Annotated in this window: 17 protein-coding genes; 11 read left to right on the top strand and 6 right to left on the bottom strand. The window is 58.3% G+C overall.

Annotation, left to right across the window (positions count from 1 at the left end):
* Positions 1-61 precede the first annotated feature (61 nt).
* Complete coding sequence (locus RRU01S_RS10980; RefSeq protein WP_045230322.1) at positions 62-835, bottom strand: ABC transporter substrate-binding protein; 774 nt, start codon at positions 833-835, stop codon at positions 62-64.
* 340 nt (positions 836-1,175) lie between these two features.
* Between RRU01S_RS10980 and RRU01S_RS10985 the strand changes: the two genes are divergently transcribed.
* Positions 1,176-3,413 carry an OmpA family protein gene (locus tag RRU01S_RS10985; protein ID WP_045230360.1) on the top strand — a complete coding sequence of 746 codons (2,238 nt, stop codon included), beginning with the start codon at positions 1,176-1,178 and terminating at the stop codon, positions 3,411-3,413.
* A 72-nt stretch (positions 3,414-3,485) separates the two neighbouring features.
* Here the strand turns inward: RRU01S_RS10985 and RRU01S_RS10990 are convergent, their stop codons facing one another.
* Entirely contained in the window at positions 3,486-4,409 is a 924-nt protein-coding gene (locus RRU01S_RS10990) for a pseudouridine-5'-phosphate glycosidase (protein ID WP_045230323.1), read from the bottom strand.
* A gap of 30 nt (positions 4,410-4,439) precedes the next feature.
* Complete coding sequence (locus tag RRU01S_RS10995; RefSeq protein ID WP_081880052.1) at positions 4,440-5,378, bottom strand: carbohydrate kinase family protein; 939 nt, start codon at positions 5,376-5,378, stop codon at positions 4,440-4,442.
* A 247-nt stretch (positions 5,379-5,625) separates the two neighbouring features.
* Between RRU01S_RS10995 and recA the strand changes: the two genes are divergently transcribed.
* A complete protein-coding gene (recA, locus tag RRU01S_RS11000; RefSeq protein WP_045230325.1) occupies positions 5,626-6,714 on the top strand; it encodes a recombinase RecA in 1,089 nt (362 codons plus the stop codon).
* 190 nt (positions 6,715-6,904) lie between these two features.
* On the top strand, positions 6,905-9,568 hold the full coding sequence (alaS, locus tag RRU01S_RS11005) for an alanine--tRNA ligase (protein WP_045230326.1): 2,664 nt from the start codon (positions 6,905-6,907) through the stop codon (positions 9,566-9,568).
* A gap of 395 nt (positions 9,569-9,963) precedes the next feature.
* Here alaS and RRU01S_RS11010 read toward each other — a convergent pair whose 3' ends face one another.
* On the bottom strand, positions 9,964-10,593 hold the full coding sequence (locus RRU01S_RS11010; RefSeq protein ID WP_045230327.1) for a glutathione S-transferase family protein: 630 nt from the start codon (positions 10,591-10,593) through the stop codon (positions 9,964-9,966).
* A gap of 133 nt (positions 10,594-10,726) precedes the next feature.
* A complete protein-coding gene (locus RRU01S_RS11015; protein ID WP_045230361.1) occupies positions 10,727-11,941 on the bottom strand; it encodes an NADP-dependent isocitrate dehydrogenase in 1,215 nt (404 codons plus the stop codon).
* Positions 11,942-12,151: 210 nt separating this feature from the next.
* Here RRU01S_RS11015 and RRU01S_RS11020 point away from each other — a divergent pair, with 210 nt between their 5' ends.
* The 7 genes from RRU01S_RS11020 to RRU01S_RS11050 all read left to right on the top strand — a co-directional run bounded on the left by RRU01S_RS11020 (position 12,152) and on the right by RRU01S_RS11050 (position 18,871).
* A complete protein-coding gene (locus RRU01S_RS11020; protein ID WP_045230328.1) occupies positions 12,152-12,682 on the top strand; it encodes a hypothetical protein in 531 nt (176 codons plus the stop codon).
* Between the two features lie 76 nt (positions 12,683-12,758).
* A complete protein-coding gene (locus RRU01S_RS11025; protein ID WP_045230362.1) occupies positions 12,759-13,589 on the top strand; it encodes an RNA methyltransferase in 831 nt (276 codons plus the stop codon).
* Entirely contained in the window at positions 13,570-14,391 is an 822-nt protein-coding gene (gene murI / locus RRU01S_RS11030) for a glutamate racemase (RefSeq protein WP_045230329.1), read from the top strand. Before RRU01S_RS11025 ends, murI begins: the two co-directional genes overlap by 20 nt.
* A 705-nt stretch (positions 14,392-15,096) precedes the next feature.
* Positions 15,097-15,591 carry a GNAT family N-acetyltransferase gene (locus RRU01S_RS11035; RefSeq protein WP_052816064.1) on the top strand — a complete coding sequence of 165 codons (495 nt, stop codon included), beginning with the start codon at positions 15,097-15,099 and terminating at the stop codon, positions 15,589-15,591.
* An 81-nt stretch (positions 15,592-15,672) separates the two neighbouring features.
* Positions 15,673-16,305: a LysE family translocator gene (locus tag RRU01S_RS11040; protein ID WP_045230331.1), complete on the top strand. Its 633-nt coding sequence runs from the start codon at positions 15,673-15,675 to the stop codon at positions 16,303-16,305.
* A 43-nt stretch (positions 16,306-16,348) separates the two neighbouring features.
* Positions 16,349-17,227, top strand: a complete 879-nt coding sequence (locus RRU01S_RS11045) for an EamA family transporter (protein WP_045230332.1) — start codon at positions 16,349-16,351, stop codon at positions 17,225-17,227.
* A gap of 126 nt (positions 17,228-17,353) precedes the next feature.
* Complete coding sequence (locus RRU01S_RS11050; RefSeq protein WP_045230333.1) at positions 17,354-18,871, top strand: helicase HerA domain-containing protein; 1,518 nt, start codon at positions 17,354-17,356, stop codon at positions 18,869-18,871.
* A gap of 37 nt (positions 18,872-18,908) precedes the next feature.
* Here RRU01S_RS11050 and RRU01S_RS11055 read toward each other — a convergent pair whose 3' ends face one another.
* Positions 18,909-19,892, bottom strand: a complete 984-nt coding sequence (locus RRU01S_RS11055; protein WP_045230334.1) for a TerC family protein — start codon at positions 19,890-19,892, stop codon at positions 18,909-18,911.
* A 443-nt stretch (positions 19,893-20,335) separates the two neighbouring features.
* Between RRU01S_RS11055 and rpsD the strand changes: the two genes are divergently transcribed.
* On the top strand, positions 20,336-20,953 hold the full coding sequence (gene rpsD, locus RRU01S_RS11060; RefSeq protein WP_042619322.1) for a 30S ribosomal protein S4: 618 nt from the start codon (positions 20,336-20,338) through the stop codon (positions 20,951-20,953).

Raw genomic sequence — 20,953 nt, forward strand, 5'->3', positions numbered from 1 at the left:
TCTCAAACAAAAATGGCGGAAGGGCAAGCCTTCCGCCACGATATTTCAACAGAACAATCGCTTACTTGCCGTAGGCGTCGAAGTCGAAATACTTGTCGTTGATCTTTTTGTATTCGCCGTTGGCGCGGATAGCGGCGATTGCGGCGGAGAATTTGTCAGCCAGCGCGGTGTCGCCCTTGCGAACCGCAATGCCTGCGCCCATACCGTTGATGGCCTCATCAACCGGCATTGGTGTCAGGATTTTGCAGCAGGCGCCTGCGTCGGATTTCACCCATTCGGAGAGAACGACGATATCGTCAATGACGCCATCGATGCGGCCGTTGGTGATGTCGAGCTTGTATTCGTCAGCCGTCGGATAGAGCTTCAGTTCCGAATCCGCCAGATGCTTTTCGGCGTAGTTCGCGTGGGTGGTGGAACCCTGCGCGCCGATGGTCTTGCCCTTCAAATCCTCGACCGACTTGACAGGGCTGTCCTTTGGTACGGCAATGGCTGGAGGCGTGTTGTAATACTTCTTGGAGAAGTCGACCTTTTCGAGACGCTCAGGCGTGATCGACATGGACGCCACGATGGCGTCGAACTTCTTCGACTGCAGGGCGGGGATGATGCCGTCCCAATCGTTTGTGACGAAGGTGCATTCGGTCTTCATTTCAACGCAGAGCGCCTTGGCGATATCGATATCGAAGCCGGTCAGCGTGCCGTCTGCTTCAAGAACGTTGAAGGGTGGGTAGGCGCCTTCCGTGCCGATGACGAGTTTGTCCTGCGCCATGGCGGCTCCGGAGAACAGCGAAACAGCAGCAATGGATGCTGCTGCAAGCAGACGGGTGGAAATACGCATTGAGATCCTCTCTTTCGGCGTGTCAGCCGCACGGTTTGTTTGTTTTTTCCGTGCGGGAAATGTGTCGCGAGACCACCTTGCCCCAGTGGCTGGAGGCCGCGCTTGCCGGATAGTCTTACCCTTGCCTAAAAAATGCAACCCTAATCGTTTCGCACTGCACAGAACGCCACAAACAGTTCACGAAAAGGCCTTTATCTGTTCATTTCCGGTACAGAACAGCTGGGCCATGATCGGAACAAGGCTGCCATTCGCGCGTTGTTCAGCGCCCGCATGTGCAGACGCGTTTTTCAAAAGGCCGTGAGACAAGCGGTATGAGACTATTTTTAGGTGAGGAACTATGATGCTCAAGAAAAACAAGCTGCTGACCGGGGTGGTTTTCCCCCTGATGTCAATTGCGATGGTCGCCGAGCCCGCGCTGGCAGCGTCCGGTGGTGCCGCGCAATTCATCTCTCCCCCAGCGGTGACAAGCACCGGCAGCGCGCCCGTGCTTCTGGCGCAGGCAGAGCCTTCTGCCGAGGAGCTTTTGAAAAAGCGCGCGCAGGAACAGCAGAAGGAAGAGCCAAAGGCTGAAGCGCCTCAACAGCGCCAGCAGGAAGAAGCGCCGCGCCCTCGTCGTGAGGCAGCACCGGAAGCCGCGCCTGAACAGCAGCAGCGCCCGCGCCGTGAAGCGGCACCGGAGGCAGCACCTGAACAACAGCAGCGTCCTCGCCGCGAGGCCGCACCTGAAGCCGCGCCAGACGCTGAGCAGCCACGCCAACGCCGTGAAGCACAGCCGGATGCAGCACCTGCACAGGCACAGCCAGAACAGCAGCAGGAAAAGCCACGTCGCCCACGCGACCAGCAGCCCGCCGCAGAGGGTGAAACACGCCCAGAACGTCCGCGCCGTGATGCACAGCCGGATGCAGCGCCTGCACAGGCTCAGCCGGAACAGCAACAGGAACGTCCACGCCGCGTACAGGGTGAGCAGCAGCCAGCCGCAGACGGCGAGCAGAAGCCGCGTCCTGAAGGTCAGCGTCCTCGTCCAGGCCAGGAGCCAGCAGCGGCCGCCGGTGAAGCCAACCCTGAAAAGCCAGCGGTTCCGGGCAAAAAGCCAGCCGCGCCTGAGCCAGATGCCAAGGCCGCACCGGTTCCAACAGAACCTACGACCCCGGGCCGGTCTCCGAAGCCTGCCGAGCAGCCCAACCCGGCTCCGGGCCAGCAACCATCCGAGCAGCCACGTCCGCCGCGCGCCCAGAACGGCGAACAGCCGCCAATGCCCGATGCAGCACCGAAACTTGAAAACGGCGCTGCCACCGGACAGGCGCCTGCTGGTGAACCCGTGCCTCAGCAGATCGTGACGCCGCAGCAGGAAGCCCCGCCATCAACGAAGCAGGAACTGGACAGGGCCCGTGCCGTGGCCAAGGACCCGTCCAAGTCTGCCGATACGGTGCTTCTGCCGATCGACAAGGGAGCCGCCGTGCTCGACAGTGACAAGGAAGCCGAACGTTCTGGCAACGAGCAGTCCAGAGGCGAGCGTCGCCAGCAGCGTGAAGCCGTTCAGGACTACAAGGTGCCGACATCGGACGCCGAAGCGCAGGCTGTTGCGCGCGGAAACGCCCCCGCACCACAAATCAACATCCAGGCCATCACCAATATTCAAGGCGAGCGTATCAACGAGCGTCCTGAATATGATCGTCCGGATGGCGTGCGTGAGTGGCAGCCGCGTGACATGCCGCGCGGCGGACCACGGGACCGCGATATGGGCGACCGCGTCTTCATGCAGTTCGGCGACCGCGTCGTCGTGCGTGGCAATGATGACGACCGCTTCATCCGCGATGGTGCCAAGCCATACTATGAGCGTCTGCCGGATGATCGCTACCGCGAAACGGTCGAGCGTCCAGACGGTACGCAGGTTGTGACGGTGCGCAACCGCTATGGCGACGTGATCCAGCGTTCGCGTATCGACAGCCGTGGCCGTGAATATGTGCTGTTCTATGCGCCGGAACTCGTCGATCAGCCAGACCGCGAATATGTCTATCGCGACCCGGGCCTCGATCTTCCGCCGATGCGCCTGCGCATTCCGGTTGATGACTACATCATCGACACATCCAGCGAGCCGGACCGCGACTACTATCGCTTCCTGGAACAGCCACCTGTAGAGCCCGTCGAGCGTGTCTACACCATGGATGAAGTGCGCTACTCCGCGCGTATTCGTGACAAGGTCCGCCGTATCGACCTCGACACGATCACGTTCGCGACCGGTAGTGCCGAAATCCCGATGAGCCAGGCACAGTCGCTGCGCAAGGTGGCCGATGCCATCAATCAGGTGCTGAAGAACAACCCGGCGGAGACCTTCCTCATCGAAGGCCACACCGACGCCGTGGGTAACGACGAGAGCAACCTCGTTCTGTCCGATGAGCGCGCGGCCTCCGTCGCCAATGTGATGACGGACGTTTACGGCATTCCGCCGGAAAACTTGACGACACAGGGTTACGGCGAACGCTTCCTCAAGGTCCAGACGCTCGGCCCTTCGCAGGAAAATCGCCGCGTAACGATCCGTCGTATCACCTCGCTGGTGAAGCCGGTCGCACAGAACTAAGCTGATACCGCCCAAGAAAAAGCCCGGGAACCGAGAGGTTTCCGGGCTCTCTTTATTTGCCGATCGGTCAGATCAAACGAGTGCGACGGCGATCTCGGCTGCGAGGCGGGCATTGTTGCGCACCAGCGAGATGTTGGTTTCAAGGCTGCGACCTTCGGTGATGTCAAAGATTTTCGACAGGAGATAGGGCGTGACGGACTTGCCAGCAATCTCGTCTTCTTCGGCGTGAGACAGGGCGCGGGTGATGTAGATTTCCATCTCCTCGCGGGAAATTTCGTCTTCTTCCGGCACCGGATTGGCAATCAGCATGCCGCCATCAATGCCCAACTGTTCGCGCGTGGACTGAAAGTTGGCGATGGCTGCCGGGCTGTTGAGCGATAGCGGGCTTTTGAGGCCTGAGGCGCGCGACCAGAATGCCGGAAATTCGGTCGATCCGAACGTGACGACCGGAACGCCATTGGTCTCCAGAACCTCCAATGTCTTTGGAATATCGAGAATGGCTTTCGCACCTGCGCAGACAACGATCACGCCGGTTCTGGCCAGTTCGGTCAGGTCTGCAGAAATATCGAAGCTTTCCTCGGCTCCGCGATGGACGCCGCCGATGCCGCCTGTCGCAAAGACCTTGATGCCTGCGTGTTCTGCAGCAATCATCGTGGCGGCGACTGTGGTGGCGCCCGTGCGGCGCTCGGCAATCGCAAAGGCGATATCGGCGCGCGAGACCTTCATGGCATCCGTCGTCTGCGCCAGTGCCTCGAGCTCGTGTTTTTCGAGCCCGATATGCAAGGTGCCGTGAATGACGGCGACGGTGGCGGGAACCGCGCCCTGATCGCGGATGATCTGTTCGACGCTTTCCGCCATCTGGATATTGCCGGGATAGGGCATGCCGTGGGTGATGATGGTGGATTCAAGCGCGACGATGGGCGCGCCGCGCTGCTTGGCGGCGGCAACCTCGGTCGAGTAAGCGATGGGCAAAAGCGGGGAGGTGGATTTTGTCATTGTTTCTTCCGATTTATTTCAGCGATCTCTTCACAACATTTCAGCCGGTGGCACAAGGCCCAGCATGGCGTCCAGCGTTTGCGGGTTCAAGTCTGCAGCCGTTGCGCTGGAGGATTGGACGGTGATGGCGGCGGCTGCCGCACCCCAACGCAGCGCTTGCGATGGAGGCTGGCCGTTCGTGATGGCGGCAAGATAACCCGACGCCATGGCATCTCCCGCACCGGTGACATCGCGCACGGCGTCGATCAAGGGCGGGTGGAGAATAGCCGTTTCCCGCTCGGAAAATGCCACCACGTGACGCGCCCCGCTGGTGATAACGCCGCCGCGAAGGCCGAGGGCAGCCAGATGTTTCGGCCATTCCCGCACATCATCAACAGTTTCGCCGGTTAGCGCCCGTGCCTCCGCCTCGTTCATGAACAGCATGTCGATATCCCTGATGGCCGCTTTCAGCCGCACGACCTTTGCCGGTGATATGGCGATGGCAGCCAGGGGCTTTTCGCAAACGCGCGCGGCGGTGCCAATCGCCTGCAACGTGTCTTCCGGCAGGTTGGCATCGCAGACAATCACATCGCTTGCCATGATCGCATCGCGCACGGCACGCACCCGCAGGCGGCGTGGCGTGAACAGCCTGTAGAGGTCCATGTCGGCAATCGCGATCACCAGATTTCCATCCCGTTCCAGAATGGCGGTGTAGCTGGGCGTGCGGCGATCAAGGAACGTAAATGGGGTGTCTTCGACGCCAGCCTCGCGCGCGGCACTCGAAACCGTCTCGCCATTGGCATCGCCGCCGCGCGGCGCGATGATCCTGACCTTGAAGCCGAGGCGGGAGAGATTGCGGGCCGCGTTGAAACCGCCGCCGCCTGCCTCTTCCATCCACGCGCCGGGATTGCTGGCGCCTGGCACGGTTTCGGTCTCGATCATTCCTCGGCGGTCAATATGTGCGCCGCCCAGAACGAGTATTTTTTTCACGGCCCATTTTCCCCATGTGATCGGTCAGATGCGTGTCGATTCGTGTGTTTCAAGCCAGCCAGACCCTATTGCAAAGCCATGTTTTTCCACAGTGTGAAAATAAAAACAAAAGTAGAACAAAGGACTTATCCATATTTGTTTTCAATATGATGATCGCTCCTTGTGAAAAGAGAACAAATAAGGTACAAACCGGACATCGAGAGCTTCATTGCCTGTGCGGCTTCAATAACCTAAAGGTGGTTTCCAGATGGCACAAAATTCTTTGCGTCTTGTAGAGGACAAAGCAGTGGATAAAAGCAAGGCACTGGAAGCGGCGCTTTCCCAGATCGAACGTTCGTTCGGTAAGGGATCGATCATGAAGCTCGGTTCCAATGAAAGTATCGTCGAGGTCGAGACCATTTCTACGGGGTCGCTCAGCCTTGATGTCGCACTTGGTATTGGCGGTCTGCCCAAGGGCCGTATCATTGAAATTTACGGACCGGAAAGCTCGGGCAAGACAACGCTTGCCTTGCAGACGATTGCGGAAGCCCAGAAGAAGGGCGGCATTTGCGCCTTCGTGGATGCCGAACATGCGCTCGATCCGGTCTATGCCCGCAAGCTCGGCGTCGATCTCCATAATCTGCTGATCTCGCAGCCGGACACAGGTGAACAGGCCCTTGAAATTACCGACACGCTGGTGCGTTCCGGTGCTGTCGATGTTCTCGTCATCGACTCCGTTGCGGCTCTGACGCCCCGTGCTGAAATCGAAGGCGAAATGGGTGATAGCCTTCCGGGTCTTCAGGCCCGTCTGATGAGCCAGGCGCTGCGCAAGCTGACGGCTTCCATTTCCAAGTCGAAGACCATGGTGATCTTCATCAACCAGATTCGTATGAAGATCGGCATCTCCTACGGTTCGCCGGAAGTGACGACCGGCGGCAACGCGCTGAAGTTCTACGCTTCCGTTCGCCTCGACATCCGCCGTATCGGCGCCGTCAAGGATCGCGAAGAGGTCGTTGGAAACCAGACACGCGTCAAGGTCGTCAAGAACAAGATGGCACCTCCTTTCAAGCAGGTCGAATTCGACATCATGTATGGCGAAGGTGTTTCCAAGACCGGCGAATTGGTGGATCTGGGCGTGAAGGCCGGTCTGGTCGAAAAGGCCGGTGCATGGTTCTCCTACAAGAGCCAGCGTCTGGGGCAGGGTCGAGAAAACGCCAAAACGTTCCTCAAGGAAAACCCAGCCGTGGCGGAAGAGATCGAACTGGCGCTGCGCCAGAACGCCGGATTGATCGCTGAAAAGTTCCTCCAGAATGGTGGACCTGAAGCGGATGCGGATGGGGTCGATCCCGACGCATGATCAGACCTCACGGGGTTGAGGTCTTGATATATTCGAGCATTTGAAGATCAAAGGTCGTGCGATTGTGTCGCGCGGCCTTTATTTGTGCTGTAACCCCGCCCTCTTTGGCTGGACAGGCAGGGTGGTGAGCGATAAAAGCCAGTGTTTTTGATGCTATGGCCGCGGGATCGCGTGGAAATAAGGACTTCTGATGAGCGGTGTAAATGAAATCCGGTCGACCTTCCTCGACTACTTCAAGAAGAACGGCCACGAGATCGTGCCCTCCAGCCCGCTCGTGCCGCGCAACGACCCGACATTGATGTTCACCAATGCGGGCATGGTGCAGTTCAAGAATGTTTTCACCGGACTGGAAAGCCGCCCCTATTCCACGGCAGCGTCGTCGCAGAAATGCGTGCGCGCCGGTGGCAAGCATAACGACCTCGACAATGTCGGCTACACCGCCCGTCACCACACCTTTTTCGAAATGCTCGGCAACTTTTCCTTCGGCGATTATTTCAAGGAAGAGGCGATCAGCCATGCCTGGAACCTGATTACCGGCGAATTCGGTATCGACAAGAACCGTCTACTGGTGACGGTCTACCACACCGACGACGAAGCCTTTAACCTGTGGAAGAAGATCGCCGGTTTCTCCGACGACCGCATCATTCGCATTCCGACCAGCGACAATTTCTGGGCGATGGGCGATACCGGTCCTTGCGGCCCTTGCTCCGAAATCTTCTATGACCACGGCGATCACATCTGGGGCGGCCCTCCGGGTTCTGCCGATGAGGATGGTGACCGGTTCATCGAAATCTGGAACCTCGTCTTCATGCAGTATGAGCAGGTGACGAAGGAACAGCGCATCGATCTTCCGCGCCCCTCCATCGATACCGGCATGGGCCTTGAGCGTATTTCCGCTCTGCTTCAGGGCAAGCATGACAATTACGACACCGACCTGTTCCGTGCGCTGATTTCCGCTTCCGTAGAAGCCACCGGTGTTCCGGCGGAAGGTGAAAACCGCGCAAGTCACCGCATCATCGCCGACCACCTGCGCTCCACCGCGTTCCTCATTGCCGATGGCGTTCTGCCATCCAACGAAGGTCGCGGCTATGTTCTTCGCCGTATCATGCGCCGCGCCATGCGCCATGCCGAGTTGCTGGGTTCGCGCGAGCCGCTGATCTGGAAGCTGTTGCCAGCACTCATCCAGCAGATGGGCCGCGCCTATCCTGAACTGGTACGCGCCGAAGCACTGATTTCCGAAACATTGAAGCTGGAAGAAACCCGTTTCCGCAAGACGCTGGCCCGTGGTCTGACGCTTCTTTCTGACGCAACATCCACGCTCCACAAGGGCGATATGCTGGATGGCGAAACCGCCTTCAAGCTTCACGACACCTATGGCTTCCCGCTCGATCTGACGCAGGACGCGCTGCGCGCTCGCGAAATCGGCGTGGATGTTGCAGGCTTCACCGACGCGATGGAGCGCCAGAAGGCCGAGGCCCGCTCGCACTGGACCGGCTCTGGCGACAAGGCGACAGAAACTGTCTGGTTCGAGCTCAAGGAAAAGCACGGCGCGACCGAGTTTCTCGGCTACGACACCGAGACCGCCGAAGGCGTGGTTCTTGCCATCGTCAAGGACGGCAAGGCAGTCGACAGCGCAGCTGACGGCGAGACCGTCCAGATCGTCGTCAACCAGACACCGTTCTACGGTGAATCAGGTGGACAGATGGGCGATACCGGGATCATCGCGTCCGACGAGGGCACCTTCACGGTGACCGATACGAACAAGAAGGGCGAGGGCCTTTTCGTCCACATCGGCTCCGTCTCCAAGGGTGGCATCAATGTGGGCGACGAGGTGCAACTGACCGTCGATCACACCAGACGCTCACGCCTGCGTGCCAATCATTCGGCGACGCATCTGCTGCATGAAGCGCTGCGTGAAGTGCTCGGCACCCATGTTGCCCAGAAGGGTTCGCTGGTCGCGCCCGAGCGTCTGCGCTTTGACGTCTCTCACCCGAAGCCCATGTCGGCGGAAGAGTTGAAGATCGTTGAGGATATGGCCAACGAAATCATCCTCCAAAACTCGCCCGTCGTCACCCGCCTGATGAGCGTCGATGACGCTATCGCCGAAGGTGCGATGGCGCTGTTTGGGGAGAAATATGGCGATGAAGTGCGCGTCGTCTCCATGGGCACTGGCATTCACGGTGCCAAGGCCAACCGTCCTTACTCCGTCGAGCTTTGCGGCGGCACGCATGTTGCCGCGACTGGCCAGATCGGTCTCGTGCGCGTTCTCGGCGACAGCGCCGTGAGCGCAGGTGTGCGTCGTATCGAGGCTGTGACGGGCGCGGGGGCTCTGGCCTATCTGGCCGAGCAGGACGATCGGGTCAAGGCGCTCGCGTCGTCGCTGAAGGTCCAGCCTTCTGAGGTGCTGGGCCGCGTCGAAAGCCTTGTCGATGAGCGCAAGAAGCTGGAGCGTGAACTGGCAGACGCTCGCCGCAAGCTGGCCATGGGTGGCGGTTCTGCGGAAGGTTCTGCTGGCGATGTGAAAGACATCGGCGGCGTGAAGTTCCTCGCCAAATCCATGTCTGGTATCGATGCGAAGGACCTCAAGAGCTTGGCCGACGAAGCCAAGACCAGCCTCGGTTCAGGCGTCGTGTTGCTGATTGCCGTGTCTGATGATGGCAAGGCCAGCGCCGTTGCTGCCGTCACCGAAGACCTGACAGCCCGCTTCAGCGCGGTCGATCTGGTCCGCACCGCATCCGCCGCTCTCGGCGGTAAGGGCGGCGGCGGACGCCCCGACATGGCGCAGGCCGGTGGCCCGGATGGGGACAAGGCTGATGCTGCGATTGAAGCGGTTGCGGCGACGCTCGCTGGGTGAGTTGATGGGTGTTCTGAGGGAAGCACCTCATGGCATGCAAGTGCCGCGCTGGCTGTGAAGGTTAGACAACAACAGCTCATCTCCGTCATTCCGGCCTTGAGCCGGAATCTAGTCAGACCAAGGACTTGGTCTGAAAGAACCTCTCTCGCCGCGCAGACGCGCGTCAGCTGGACCCCGGCTCAAAGCCGGGGTGACGGAGGTGGATGTACTTCCGCCAAAATGTTCTAAATTTTGAACCAGTCAGCAGTGCATCAAGTCCGGGATTGGAAGAAGAAGCGTTTCTAAAACGCTGACCTATCCGGTTAAGTCGGGCAATCGTGAGAACACGCAGAGGGTTGACGACAGCGAAGATGGGCTTTGATCCCGTCCCCGCCTCCTGCTTCAATATCGGCGGTCTAGCCCGCCGCCTGCTGCGCCTTCGCCGCCTCGTCGTCTAACTGCGTAGCGCGCTGATAGGCCGGACGATCCTGGACATCGGCAAGATAGTCCACAAACCGCTGGCGTTTTTCGATGGAGCCGAAACGCAGGCCCAGGGTGATTTGTGAGCCGATATAGACGTCGGCGGCGGTGAACTGGTCTCCGGCTATATAGCGGTTGGCCTTGAGTGCGTGCTCCAGCGTGTCCATGACATCGGAATAGACGCCACAGCCCGCCATGCGCTGCTTGTCGGGGCCGATTTCAAAGCCCATGGCTTTGGTGGTCACCGCCATTTCGAGCGGGCCAGCGGCATAGAACAACCAGCGATAATAGGTTCCGCGATCCGTGATGGGTGGGGCGAGATTGGCTTGCGGAAATGCGTCCGCAAGGTAGGCGCAGATGGCGGCGCATTCCGTCACCACCGTGTCGCCGTGCTTGATGGCCGGTACTTTGCCCATCGGGTTGATCGCCTTGTAGGCTTGCGACTTCATGCCGTCGCTGTCGTAGCCGAGATATTGCGTTTCGTAGGGCGCGCCCACTTCCTCCAGCATCCAGCGTGCGATGCGTCCGCGCGACATGGGGTTGGTATAGAATGTCAGTTCGCTCATGATCTCTCTCCCTCTTATTTCTGATTTCGAAATTGCATTGCGTCTGCGACGTAATCAAGACAGAGGCCATCCGGCCAAAAGAAAACCCGGCGCGAAGGCCGGGTTCTCATGGTTATCTTTGAAGCGTGGCTGCTTAGGCAGCCATGGCCTTCTTGAGGTTTTCGTCGATCTTGTCGAGGAACGCCGTTGTGGAGAGCCAAGGCTGGTCGGGACCGATCAGAAGTGCCAGGTCCTTTGTCATGTAACCGGCTTCGACGGTATCGACGCAAACGGTTTCCAGCGTTGCTGCAAACTTCGCCAGTTCCGCGTTGTCGTCCAGCTTTGCGCGGTGAGCGAGGCCACGGCTCCAGGCGAAGATCGACGCGATGGAGTTGGTCGAGGTTTCCTGACCCTTCTGGTGCTGGCGGTAGTGACGTGTCACCGTGCCGTGGGCGGCTTCGGCTTCAACGGTGCGGCCATCAGGCGACAGAAGAACTGATGTCATCAGGCCGAGCGAGCCGAAGCCCTGCGCAACCGTGTCAGACTGCACGTCGCCGTCGTAGTTCTTGCACGCCCAGACGTAACCGCCGGACCACTTGAGAGCAGACGCAACCATGTCGTCGATCAGGCGGTGCTCATAGGTGATGCCGACTTCGTCGAACTTCGCCTTGAATTCCGTCTGGTAGATTTCTTCGAACAGATCCTTGAAGCGACCGTCATAGGCCTTGAGGATGGTGTTCTTGGTGGACAGGTAAACCGGCCACTTGCGCATCAGGCCATAGTTCATGGATGCGCGGGCGAATTCGCGGATCGACTCATCCAGGTTGTACATGGCCATGGCAACGCCAGCGCCGGGCGCGTCGAACACGTCCTTTTCGATGACCTGGCCGTCTTCACCAACGAACTTGATGGACAGCTTGCCCTTGCCAGGGAACTTGAAATCGGTTGCCTTGTACTGGTCACCGAAAGCGTGACGACCGACAACGATCGGCTTCGTCCAGCCTGGAACGAGGCGCGGTACGTTCTTGCAGATTATCGGCTCGCGGAAAATAACGCCGCCGAGAATGTTGCGGATCGTGCCGTTCGGGCTCTTCCACATCTGCTTGAGGTTGAATTCCTTGACGCGATCTTCGTCTGGAGTGATCGTCGCGCACTTGATGCCAACGCCGTGCTTCTTGATGGCGTGGGCCGCATCGACCGTTACCTGGTCGTTGGTAGCATCGCGGTTTTCAACGGAAAGATCGTAATATTCGATATCGAGATCGAGGTATGGCAGGATCAGCTTGTCCTTGATGAGCTGCCAGATGATACGGGTCATTTCGTCGCCGTCGAGATCGACGACCGGATTGGCTACCTTGATCTTTGTCATGAATTCCTCACCTTCGAGAACGATTGCGCCGGGAGGGCGCGATATGCAAAAAATATCCCGTGGCGCTATAGCATCGCGAGCGAGCAACGCAAAGCCATGCACATGCTTTTTTGGTTCTAAAACAACCTGAAACGCGTTGCCAAAACCCATTGGCGAATTAAAGTCTGGCGAATCGCTTACGTCGGGTAAGCCTTATTCCAGGACATCATCATGCGGAACATTCTGCTCGCCACTGCCGCCATTCTCTTCGCGACCAACGCCTTTGCTGCAGACCCGACGGAGCCGGTCAAGAAGGTGATGGACATTACCGTCAAGAACTGGTCGGGCGAGGCGGATGACTGGAAGTATATCTTCGATGAGGATTTGCTGACGACGCTGTTCAGCAAGGCTTTCGTGGCGCAATATCGCGAAGCCTCCAAGAAGCCCGCGTCGGAAGTAGAGAGCGGCGATAAGGGTGACCCGTTTGGTTACGACGTTGTCACCAATTCGCAGGACGGTTGCCCTTTGCAGGATGTCAACATTACGCCGGCTTCGCCCAAGGATGGCGTGACGGATGTTACCGTCAAGTTCAAGCTATGGGCCTGCATGGACGAGGCCGAAATGAAGGCGACGGTCGATCAGGTCAATTTTGACGTGATCGAGGAAGACGGCAAGCCTGTGATCAGCGACATTCACCGTGTGGGCGACGAGGGCCGTGATTCTCTCGTTCAGGAGATGGCCAATATCATCAAGGGCGAATAAGCGGCACATGCTGGCGCTGTGCCTTTGATTTGTCGCAAAAACTATGCCAGTGAAGCCGAAAAATCGGAAGGCGAATATGGCAGGTACGAATAGCGAGCTCGAGCTTGTGGCTGAGGGTCCGGCGATCATTCTGGTCGAGCCCCAGCTGGGCGAAAACATCGGCATGGTGGCGCGGGCCATGGCCAATTTCGGCCTGGCCGAATTGCGCCTCGTCAACCCGCGCGATGGCTGGCCGAGCGAAAAGGCGCGTGCCGCGGCCTCCAAGGCCGATCACGTCATCGACCATACGCGGGTTTTCGACACCATCGAGGAAGCGACTGCCGACCTGCAATTCACCTATGCCACGACGGCGCGCGAACGCTACGGCTTCAAGCCGGTGCGTGCGCCCGTTGTGGCCGCACAGACATTGCGTCAGAAATTTACGTCAGGCGAAAAAACCGGCATCCTCTTCGGACGCGAGCGCTGGGGCCTGACCAATGAAGAGGTGGCGCTGGCCGATGAGATCGTGACCTTTCCGGTCAATCCCGCCTTCGCATCGCTCAACATTGCGCAGGCCGTGCTGCTGATGTCCTATGAGTGGATGAATTCCGGCATGGAAGACCTGAGCCAGACGCTGTTCGTGCCGCTGGAGCAGAAACAGGCGACGAAGGAGCAGCTTTACGGGCTGTTCGAGCAGCTGGAAGAAGCGCTGGATGCGCGAGGCTATTTCCGCCCCGAAGGCAAGAAGCAGCGGATGATCGAAAATCTGCGGGCTGTTTTGTCGAGACGTGCGTTGAGCTCGCAGGAAATCAGCGTGTTGCGGGGCGTGTTCGGCACCTTCGACAAATACGGTCGCCAGACACCGCGTGGCAGCAATGGCCCTTATGCTGACGGGAGCAATGCACAGGATGACATCGATAACGCGTGATCCCAGCGAGATACCACTGAAGCCGGTGCTGATCCTCGACAGTGGCATCGGCGGACTGACCGTTCTGCGTGAGGCGAGGGTGCTGATGCCCGAGCGCAGCTTTGTCTATGTGGCCGATGATGCCGGTTTTCCCTATGGCGGCTGGGAAGAGAGCGCTTTGACCGAGCGGCTTTTGTCGCTGTTTAAGCAATTGATCGAGACTCACGACCCTGAAATCTGCATTGTTGCCTGCAACACGGCTTTCACGCTGGCAGGTGTGGCGCTCCGGGCAGAGTTTCCCGATATGACCTTCGTTGGTACCGTTCCGGCGATCAAACCGGCGGCGGAACGCACCCGTTCCGGTCTTGTCTCGGTTCTGGCGACGCCCGGCACCGTCAAGCGCGCCTACACGCGCGATCTCATCCAGTCCTTCGCTTCGCAATGTCATGTTCGTCTGGTGGGGTCTGAGAACCTTGCGCGCATGGCGGAAGCGTGGATACGGGGGGACGCGATTTCCGATGACGAGGTTACAGCGGAAATAGCACACTGTTTCATCGAGGACAGCGGAAGGCGCACCGACATCATCGTGCTGGCCTGTACGCATTATCCGTTCATGGCAAATGTCTTCCGAAGACTGGCGCCATGGCCTGTGGACTGGCTGGACCCGGCTGAAGCCATTGCGCGGCAGGCACGGCGCAAAGTGCCGTTGGTGGAGGGTGCGGAGCATCCCGAAGGTTTCGACGTTGCCATTTTCACCTCCGGCCAACCGGATTTTACGACCCGCAGACTGATGCAGGGCTTCGGCCTTCGTGTCGCCGGGTAGCTGAAATGCTCATCTGTGACATTTTTGCACTGATTTTTGTTCTTTGATGCAATTCGCGATTGAGTGGCTTGAAATCGAATCGAAGCCATGTCACAAAATTCAAGCCCGCAACTCAAACAAGGAGGCTACAAATGAACACATTTAATTTGCACGGCCTTTTTGGCGTGGTTCGACTTATGGCAACGGTTCATACCGCCTATATGGTGCCATCAGTGCGACCTGGAACAGCGATTTAAAGCCGTTCTCCAGCCTTTATAGGCATTTTCAACTTGTCTCATAACGTGTCGGTCCCCGTTTAGTCGTCGCAGAGTCTATCTGCGTCTGTTGGTCCCCGCACGTCTTTTCCCATCACGAAAGGACCTGGTCGCCACAGTGCGCCGGGGCGGATTTCCTATGTCTCATGAACAATCTTTACGTGTAAATGATGTTTCGAAAGAAGTTGATGATCTGTTCAGGCATTTCGGTGTCTGGACGACGTTCAAAGCCGTACTGGTCGTTGCCTGGCAGCATCGGCAGACGAAGGTGTATGTCTCGCATCTGTCTGACCACATGTTGCGTGACATCGGTCTTCCTGTCAGCAAATATCGGTCTGAAATACCATTGTTACCCCCTTGGACCCCACGCTTTTGAGGGTGGTGGCCTCCTCGGCAGTCATTCTGCCGGGGAGGTTTATTGTGATGCAGCTGAAATCTTGAGATACAAAAATTGTCGACTATTGACGCAGAGGCCTATCGCGACCTTCGTCTGGAGGGCTTGGCTGCTCATCCGGAAGCCTTTGGTGCTTCTTTTGAAGATGAGGCCGTGTTCTCAGTCGATGATTTCGCTCAACGCCTTGAACAAGGAAACGTTTTTGGCGCTCGTCGCACCGACACGAATGCTTTGGTGGGTGCCGTTGGCCTTCGCCTCTCGACGGCCTCGAAGACCAGACATAAAGGCGCGATCTGGGGCATGTATGTGCGACCGCAGACGCGCGGCTCGGGCATCGGGGCTGCCCTCATCAAACACGCATTGGACTATGCCAGGCCGCTCGTTGAAGAGGTCACCATTATTGTCGGTGCGTCCAACATTGCTGCCCACAAACTGTATATCAAGATGGGTTTCGAGCAGTATGGGTTTGAACGGCGGGCGTTGAAAATCGGGCGAACCTATTATGATGAAGTGCTGATGGCAGTCGTTCTAAATCCGCCCGCCGAGCTGTGACGGCCTAAGGTTGACCGCATCGATTGACATGCTTTCGACTTGGTGGCTTGCTCCGCATTATCATCACAAGGGGACACCGTCATGCCGATTGAAAACTGGTTGGCCTTCGTGGCCGCATCCGCTGTCATGCTCGCGATTCCCGGGCCGACGATTTTGCTCGTTATTTCCTATGCGCTCGGTCATGGGCGCAAAGCCAGTTCCGCGACTGTGGCGGGTGTGGCGCTGGGGGATTTTACGGCTATGACGGCATCTATGCTGGGGCTGGGTGCGCTGCTCGCGACATCTGCTGCGCTGTTTACCGTTTTGAAGTGGGTGGGTGCCGCTTATCTGATCTATCTCGGCATCAAGCTGTGGCGCGCGCCGGTGAGCGGTGAGGGCGCGCAAGAAGCGGCGACCGGCAAGGAGCGCCCGCTTAAAATCTTCCTGCACACCTATATCGTCACGGCTCTGAACCCGAAAAGCATCATCTTCTTCGTGGCATTCCTGCCGCAGTTTCTGAAGCCATCGCTGCCGTTCTGGCCGCAGGTGATGATCTTCGAGGTCACGTTCCTTGTGCTTGCCACCTGCAATGCGGCTCTTTATGGATTGCTGGCAAGTGCGGCCCGCAATTCCATTCGCAAGCCAAAAGTCCAGCGCATCGTCAACCGTACAGGCGGAAGCCTGCTGATCGGGGCTGGCCTGCTGACCATGGGTTGGAAGCGCGCCGCCGGTTAAGTACGCCGCGATCTGGTGCGGCACCCGATTGGATAAAAACAAAATGGCCGTGCCGCATATCTTTCTCGCCCTGATCACCGTGTTTTTGTGGGGCTTCAACTTCGTTGTCATCAAGGTCGGCGTCATGGACATGCCGCCCTTGTTTCTAACAGCGCTGCGATACCTCTTTGCCGCCGTGCCGCTCGTCTTCTTTCTGGCGCGCCCGAAAGTGCCGTGGAAGCATATGGTCGTCTACGGCATGGTGATGGGCTGCGCGCAGTTCGGGCTTTTGTACACCGCCATCAAATGGGGGCTTCCGGCAGGGCTTGCGTCGCTGGTCATGCAGTCTCAGGCGTTTTTTACCATGGCGCTGGCGGTGACGCTGCTGGGTGAGATACCGCTGAAATCGCATGTTGCGGGTGCCGCCGTCGCGTTTGGCGGGCTGGCCGTGATCGGTCTTGAGCGTCTTGATATCGACGCCATGGTGCCGCTACTGATGTGCGTTGGTGCCGCCTTTAGCTGGGCCCTCGGCAATATCGTCAATCGCAAGGTCGGCAGGGTCAATGCCGTGTCTTTCGTGGCGTGGACAAGCCTTGTGCCGGTGCTGCCGCTTATCGCGCTTTCTCTGGTTTTGGAAGGTCCGCAGGCTATTTCGGCAGGTCTGGCATCTGCCAATGTCATGACGGTGATGGTCGTCGTTTACATGGCCTATGGCGCAACGATTGTCGGTGCGGGTATCTGGAGTTTCCTGCTGCTGCGGTATCCGGCGGGCACGGTTGCACCCTTTTCGCTGCTGGTGCCGATCGTCGGTTTTCTCGGTGCCTACTTTGCTTTCGCCGAGGAAATCACGCTGCTGGAGGTCATTGGCAGCACGCTGGTTGTTGCGGGGCTGGCGCTGAATGTGTTCGGACGCCGCCTGTCATGGGGCCGCGTTGCGTCCTGACGAGGGGAGATATTCCCTGTGCATTGTTGCGATAGGCAGGGGTATTCGGTTAAAACTTTGGTAAAGAGATGGTTCGCGCGGCGTGAGCCAGCGCATCATCCATTCTGAGTCGCAGGGACATTCACAGTGCAGGTCGGCATCGACATGGGGACTCTATCGGGCGGGCAGGCGGCCAAGCTCGATATTGAAGAATTGCTGGCCACGCGTTTGCTGGTGCAGGGCAATTCCGGTTCCGGCAAATCGCATCTGCTGCGCCGTCTTCTGGAGCAGTCTGCGCCCTGGGTGCAGCAGGTCATCATCGATCCCGAAGGCGATTTCGTTACGCTGGCCGATAAATTCGGCCATGTGGTTGTCGATGGCGAGCGCACGGAGGGCGAGCTTGCTGGCATCGCCAACCGCATCCGGCAGCACCGCGTTTCCTGTGTTCTCACGTTGGAAGGCCTCGATATCGAGCAGCAGATGCGCGCTGCCGCAGCCTTCCTCAATGGCCTTTTCGATGCCGACCGCGAATTCTGGTATCCGGTTCTGGTCGTGGTGGACGAGGCGCAGATGTTTGCGCCGTCCGTTGCCGGTGAGGTGACGGAAGACGCGCGCAAGATGTCGCTGGGTGCCATGACAAACCTCATGTGCCGTGGCCGAAAGCGCGGTCTGGCAGGCGTTATCGCCACGCAGCGTCTGGCAAAGCTGGCCAAAAACGTGGCCGCCGAAGCCTCCAACTTCCTGATGGGGCGTACCTTTCTGGATATCGACATGGCGCGCGCCGCCGATCTCTTGGGCATGGATCGTCGTCAGGCGGAAATGTTCCGCGATTTGCAGCGCGGCAATTTCGTGGCGCTTGGCCCCGCCCTGTCGCGTCGCCCGCTGCCCATCGTCATCGGCAACGTCGAGACATCAGCGCGGTCCTCCTCGCCGAAGCTTATGCCGCTGCCCGACTCGCCGCAGGATGTCGAAGACCTGATTTTCACGCCGGACCCGGAAGAGTTCAGCCGAACTTCCGTGCGCCGCACACCGCCAGCACCGCGCCCGACGACGGATATTCTGGCGGAGCTGTCGCGCTCCACCCCTGCCATTGGCGGGCCGGAACCGCAGCAACCACAGCGCAGCAGCCAGCCGGAACTTTCGCCAGAAGAGCGGACGGAGAAGATTTCGGCCGTTCTGACGGAAATCATGGAAGACCCGCAATCGGCCTATCGCACGGATGCCGTCCTTTATCAGGAGTTTCTGGTGCGCGCCCGAATGCGCCGCATTCCCGGCACCCCGATGACGCTTTCAGAGTTCCGCCGTCAGGTAGCCATCACCCGCTCCGGTGTGGATGCGGAGATGGCGGCCAGTGAGGATTGGCAGAAGGCGCTGGAGCTATCAAAGAACGTTTCCGATGATCTGCAGGGCGTGTTCCTGCTTCTTGTGAAGGCAGCGTTGGCACAAGAGCCTTGCCCGTCCGACGCGCGGATCGCCCGAGCCTATGGCACGCATTCGGCGCGACGTGCGCGCATGCTGCTGGGCTATTTCGAGGAGAAGGAACTTGTCGTCGTCCACGCGGATTTCTCCGGCAAGCGCATCGTAGCATTCCCTGACCTCGACGCAAAAACCGCACCCGGGGATGCGGATGCGGCTGAGGAAATTTCAAAGCTTGCAGCTGAGTAATGCATGAAGGCGGCTTTCGCCGCCTTCATTTTCAACCTTACTCGATCACCTTCTTCTCATTACGGGTCGCAAGCAACGAACCGATAATGCCGGTCGCGAGGATTGCGATCGTTACGCCCAGCGAAACGGCTGGAGGTATTTTGGCGATGCCCAGCATGTCGGCCAGGAAGATTTTCGAGCCGACGAAGACCAGAACCGCAGCCAGCGCGTATTTCAGATACGCAAAGCGGTGGATCAAAGCGGCCAGTGCGAAGTAGAGGGCACGCAGGCCAAGGATCGCGAAGATGTTCGACGTGTAGACGATGAACGGGTCTGTCGTGATCGCGAAGATCGCCGGGATCGAATCGACTGCGAAGATGAGGTCAGCGATTTCGACCATGATCAGCGCGAGGAACAGCGGCGTCACGAAGGTTTTCAGCTTGCCGGTCTTTTCATCGACTTCCTTGACGATGAATTTCTCGCCGTGCAGCGCATTCGTCACCGGCAGGTGACGGCGCAGGAATTTCAATATCTTGTTGTTGCCGATATCGTTTTCATCATGGCTTGAGGAAAACAGCATTTTGAGGCCGGTAAAGACCAGAAACGCAGCGAAGATATAGAGAACCCAGTGGAAGTTTTCGACGATGGCGGCACCCGCAGCAATCATGATGCCGCGCAGCACGATCACGCCGAGAATACCCCACAGCAGCACGCGGTGCTGATATTGGCGGGGAATGGCAAAGTAGGAGAAGATCATGGCGATGATGAAGATGTTGTCCATCGCCAGGCTTTTTTCGACCACGAAGCCGGTGACATATTCCAGAGCCAGCTGCTGGCCGGACTGGTACCAGATCCAGCCGCCGAAGGCCAAACCGATACCGATATAGAAAGTGGACATCAGCATGCTTTCGCGGATGCCGATTTCCTTGGAGTTCTTATGGAGAACACCCAGATCGAGGGCTAGAAGACCCAATACGAGAGAAATAAAGACAGCCCACATCCAAGTGGGGGTGCCGAGAAAATCAGCGAGAAGAAAGTCCATCAGTCAACCTTTGGCCGGACGAGGTTGGCTTTTCGGATGGGGAACGTGTGACAGACATAGACGTGGCCCCAACCGCAAGAGACTCGACATCGCGTATTGTCCGGTAATACGCCAGAGGGGCCCGAGTCCTGATCACGGACGAGAAATAATGTGGCGAAATCCTGTTTCAAGAGGGCCGTCAAACTTTTTTCTCGTTGACATCTTTATGAAGGGAACATAGAAGCCGCACAACACCGGGCAGCAATGCTCGGTGTATTCAGTTGACTGCCCTGCAGCCTATGCGCTGTCGTTCGGTAGTCGACACCACCGACATGTCCCGTGGCTTCTCCATTCGCAAATGTGAGAAACCTGTCAGAGGTCCTGAAAACGGGATCTCAGAGGAGGGCGTGTTTCCTTGATCCGGTTTGGCAACAAACCGGTGTAACGTTCTGAAAGGAAATACGATGAGCAAGCGCGAATCGTCTAAGTATAAAATTGACCGCCGTATGGGCGAAAATATCTGGGGTCGTCCTAAGTCCCCAGTCAACCGTCGCGAATACGGCCCAGGCCAGCATGGTCAGCGCCGCAAGGGCAAGATGAGCGACTTCGGTACGCAGCTGCGTGCCAAGCAGAAGCTCAAGGGCTACTACGGTGAAGTCCGTGAAAAGCAGTTCCGTGCAACCTACGACGAAGCTAACCGTCGCAAGGGTGACACATCCGAGAACCTGATCGGTCTGCTCGAGTCCCGTCTGGACGCGATCGTGTACCGCGCAAAGTTCGTTCCGACCGTTTTCGCGGCTCGCCAGTTCGTCAACCATGGCCACGTCACGGTTAACGGCGTTCGCGTCAACATCGGTTCTTACCGCTGCAAGCCAGGCGATGTTATCGAAGTCCGCCAGAAGTCCAAGCAGCTCGTAACTGTTCTCGAAGCTGTTGCTCTCGCAGAGCGTGACGTTCCTGATTACGTCGAAGTTGACCACAACAAGATGGTCGCGACATTCGTTCGCGTTCCTGCTCTTGCTGACGTGCCTTACGCCGTCGTCATGGAACCACACCTCGTGGTCGAATTCTACTCGCGTTAA

This window comes from Agrobacterium rubi TR3 = NBRC 13261 (assembly GCF_000739935.1).
Classification (GTDB): domain Bacteria; phylum Pseudomonadota; class Alphaproteobacteria; order Rhizobiales; family Rhizobiaceae; genus Agrobacterium; species Agrobacterium rubi.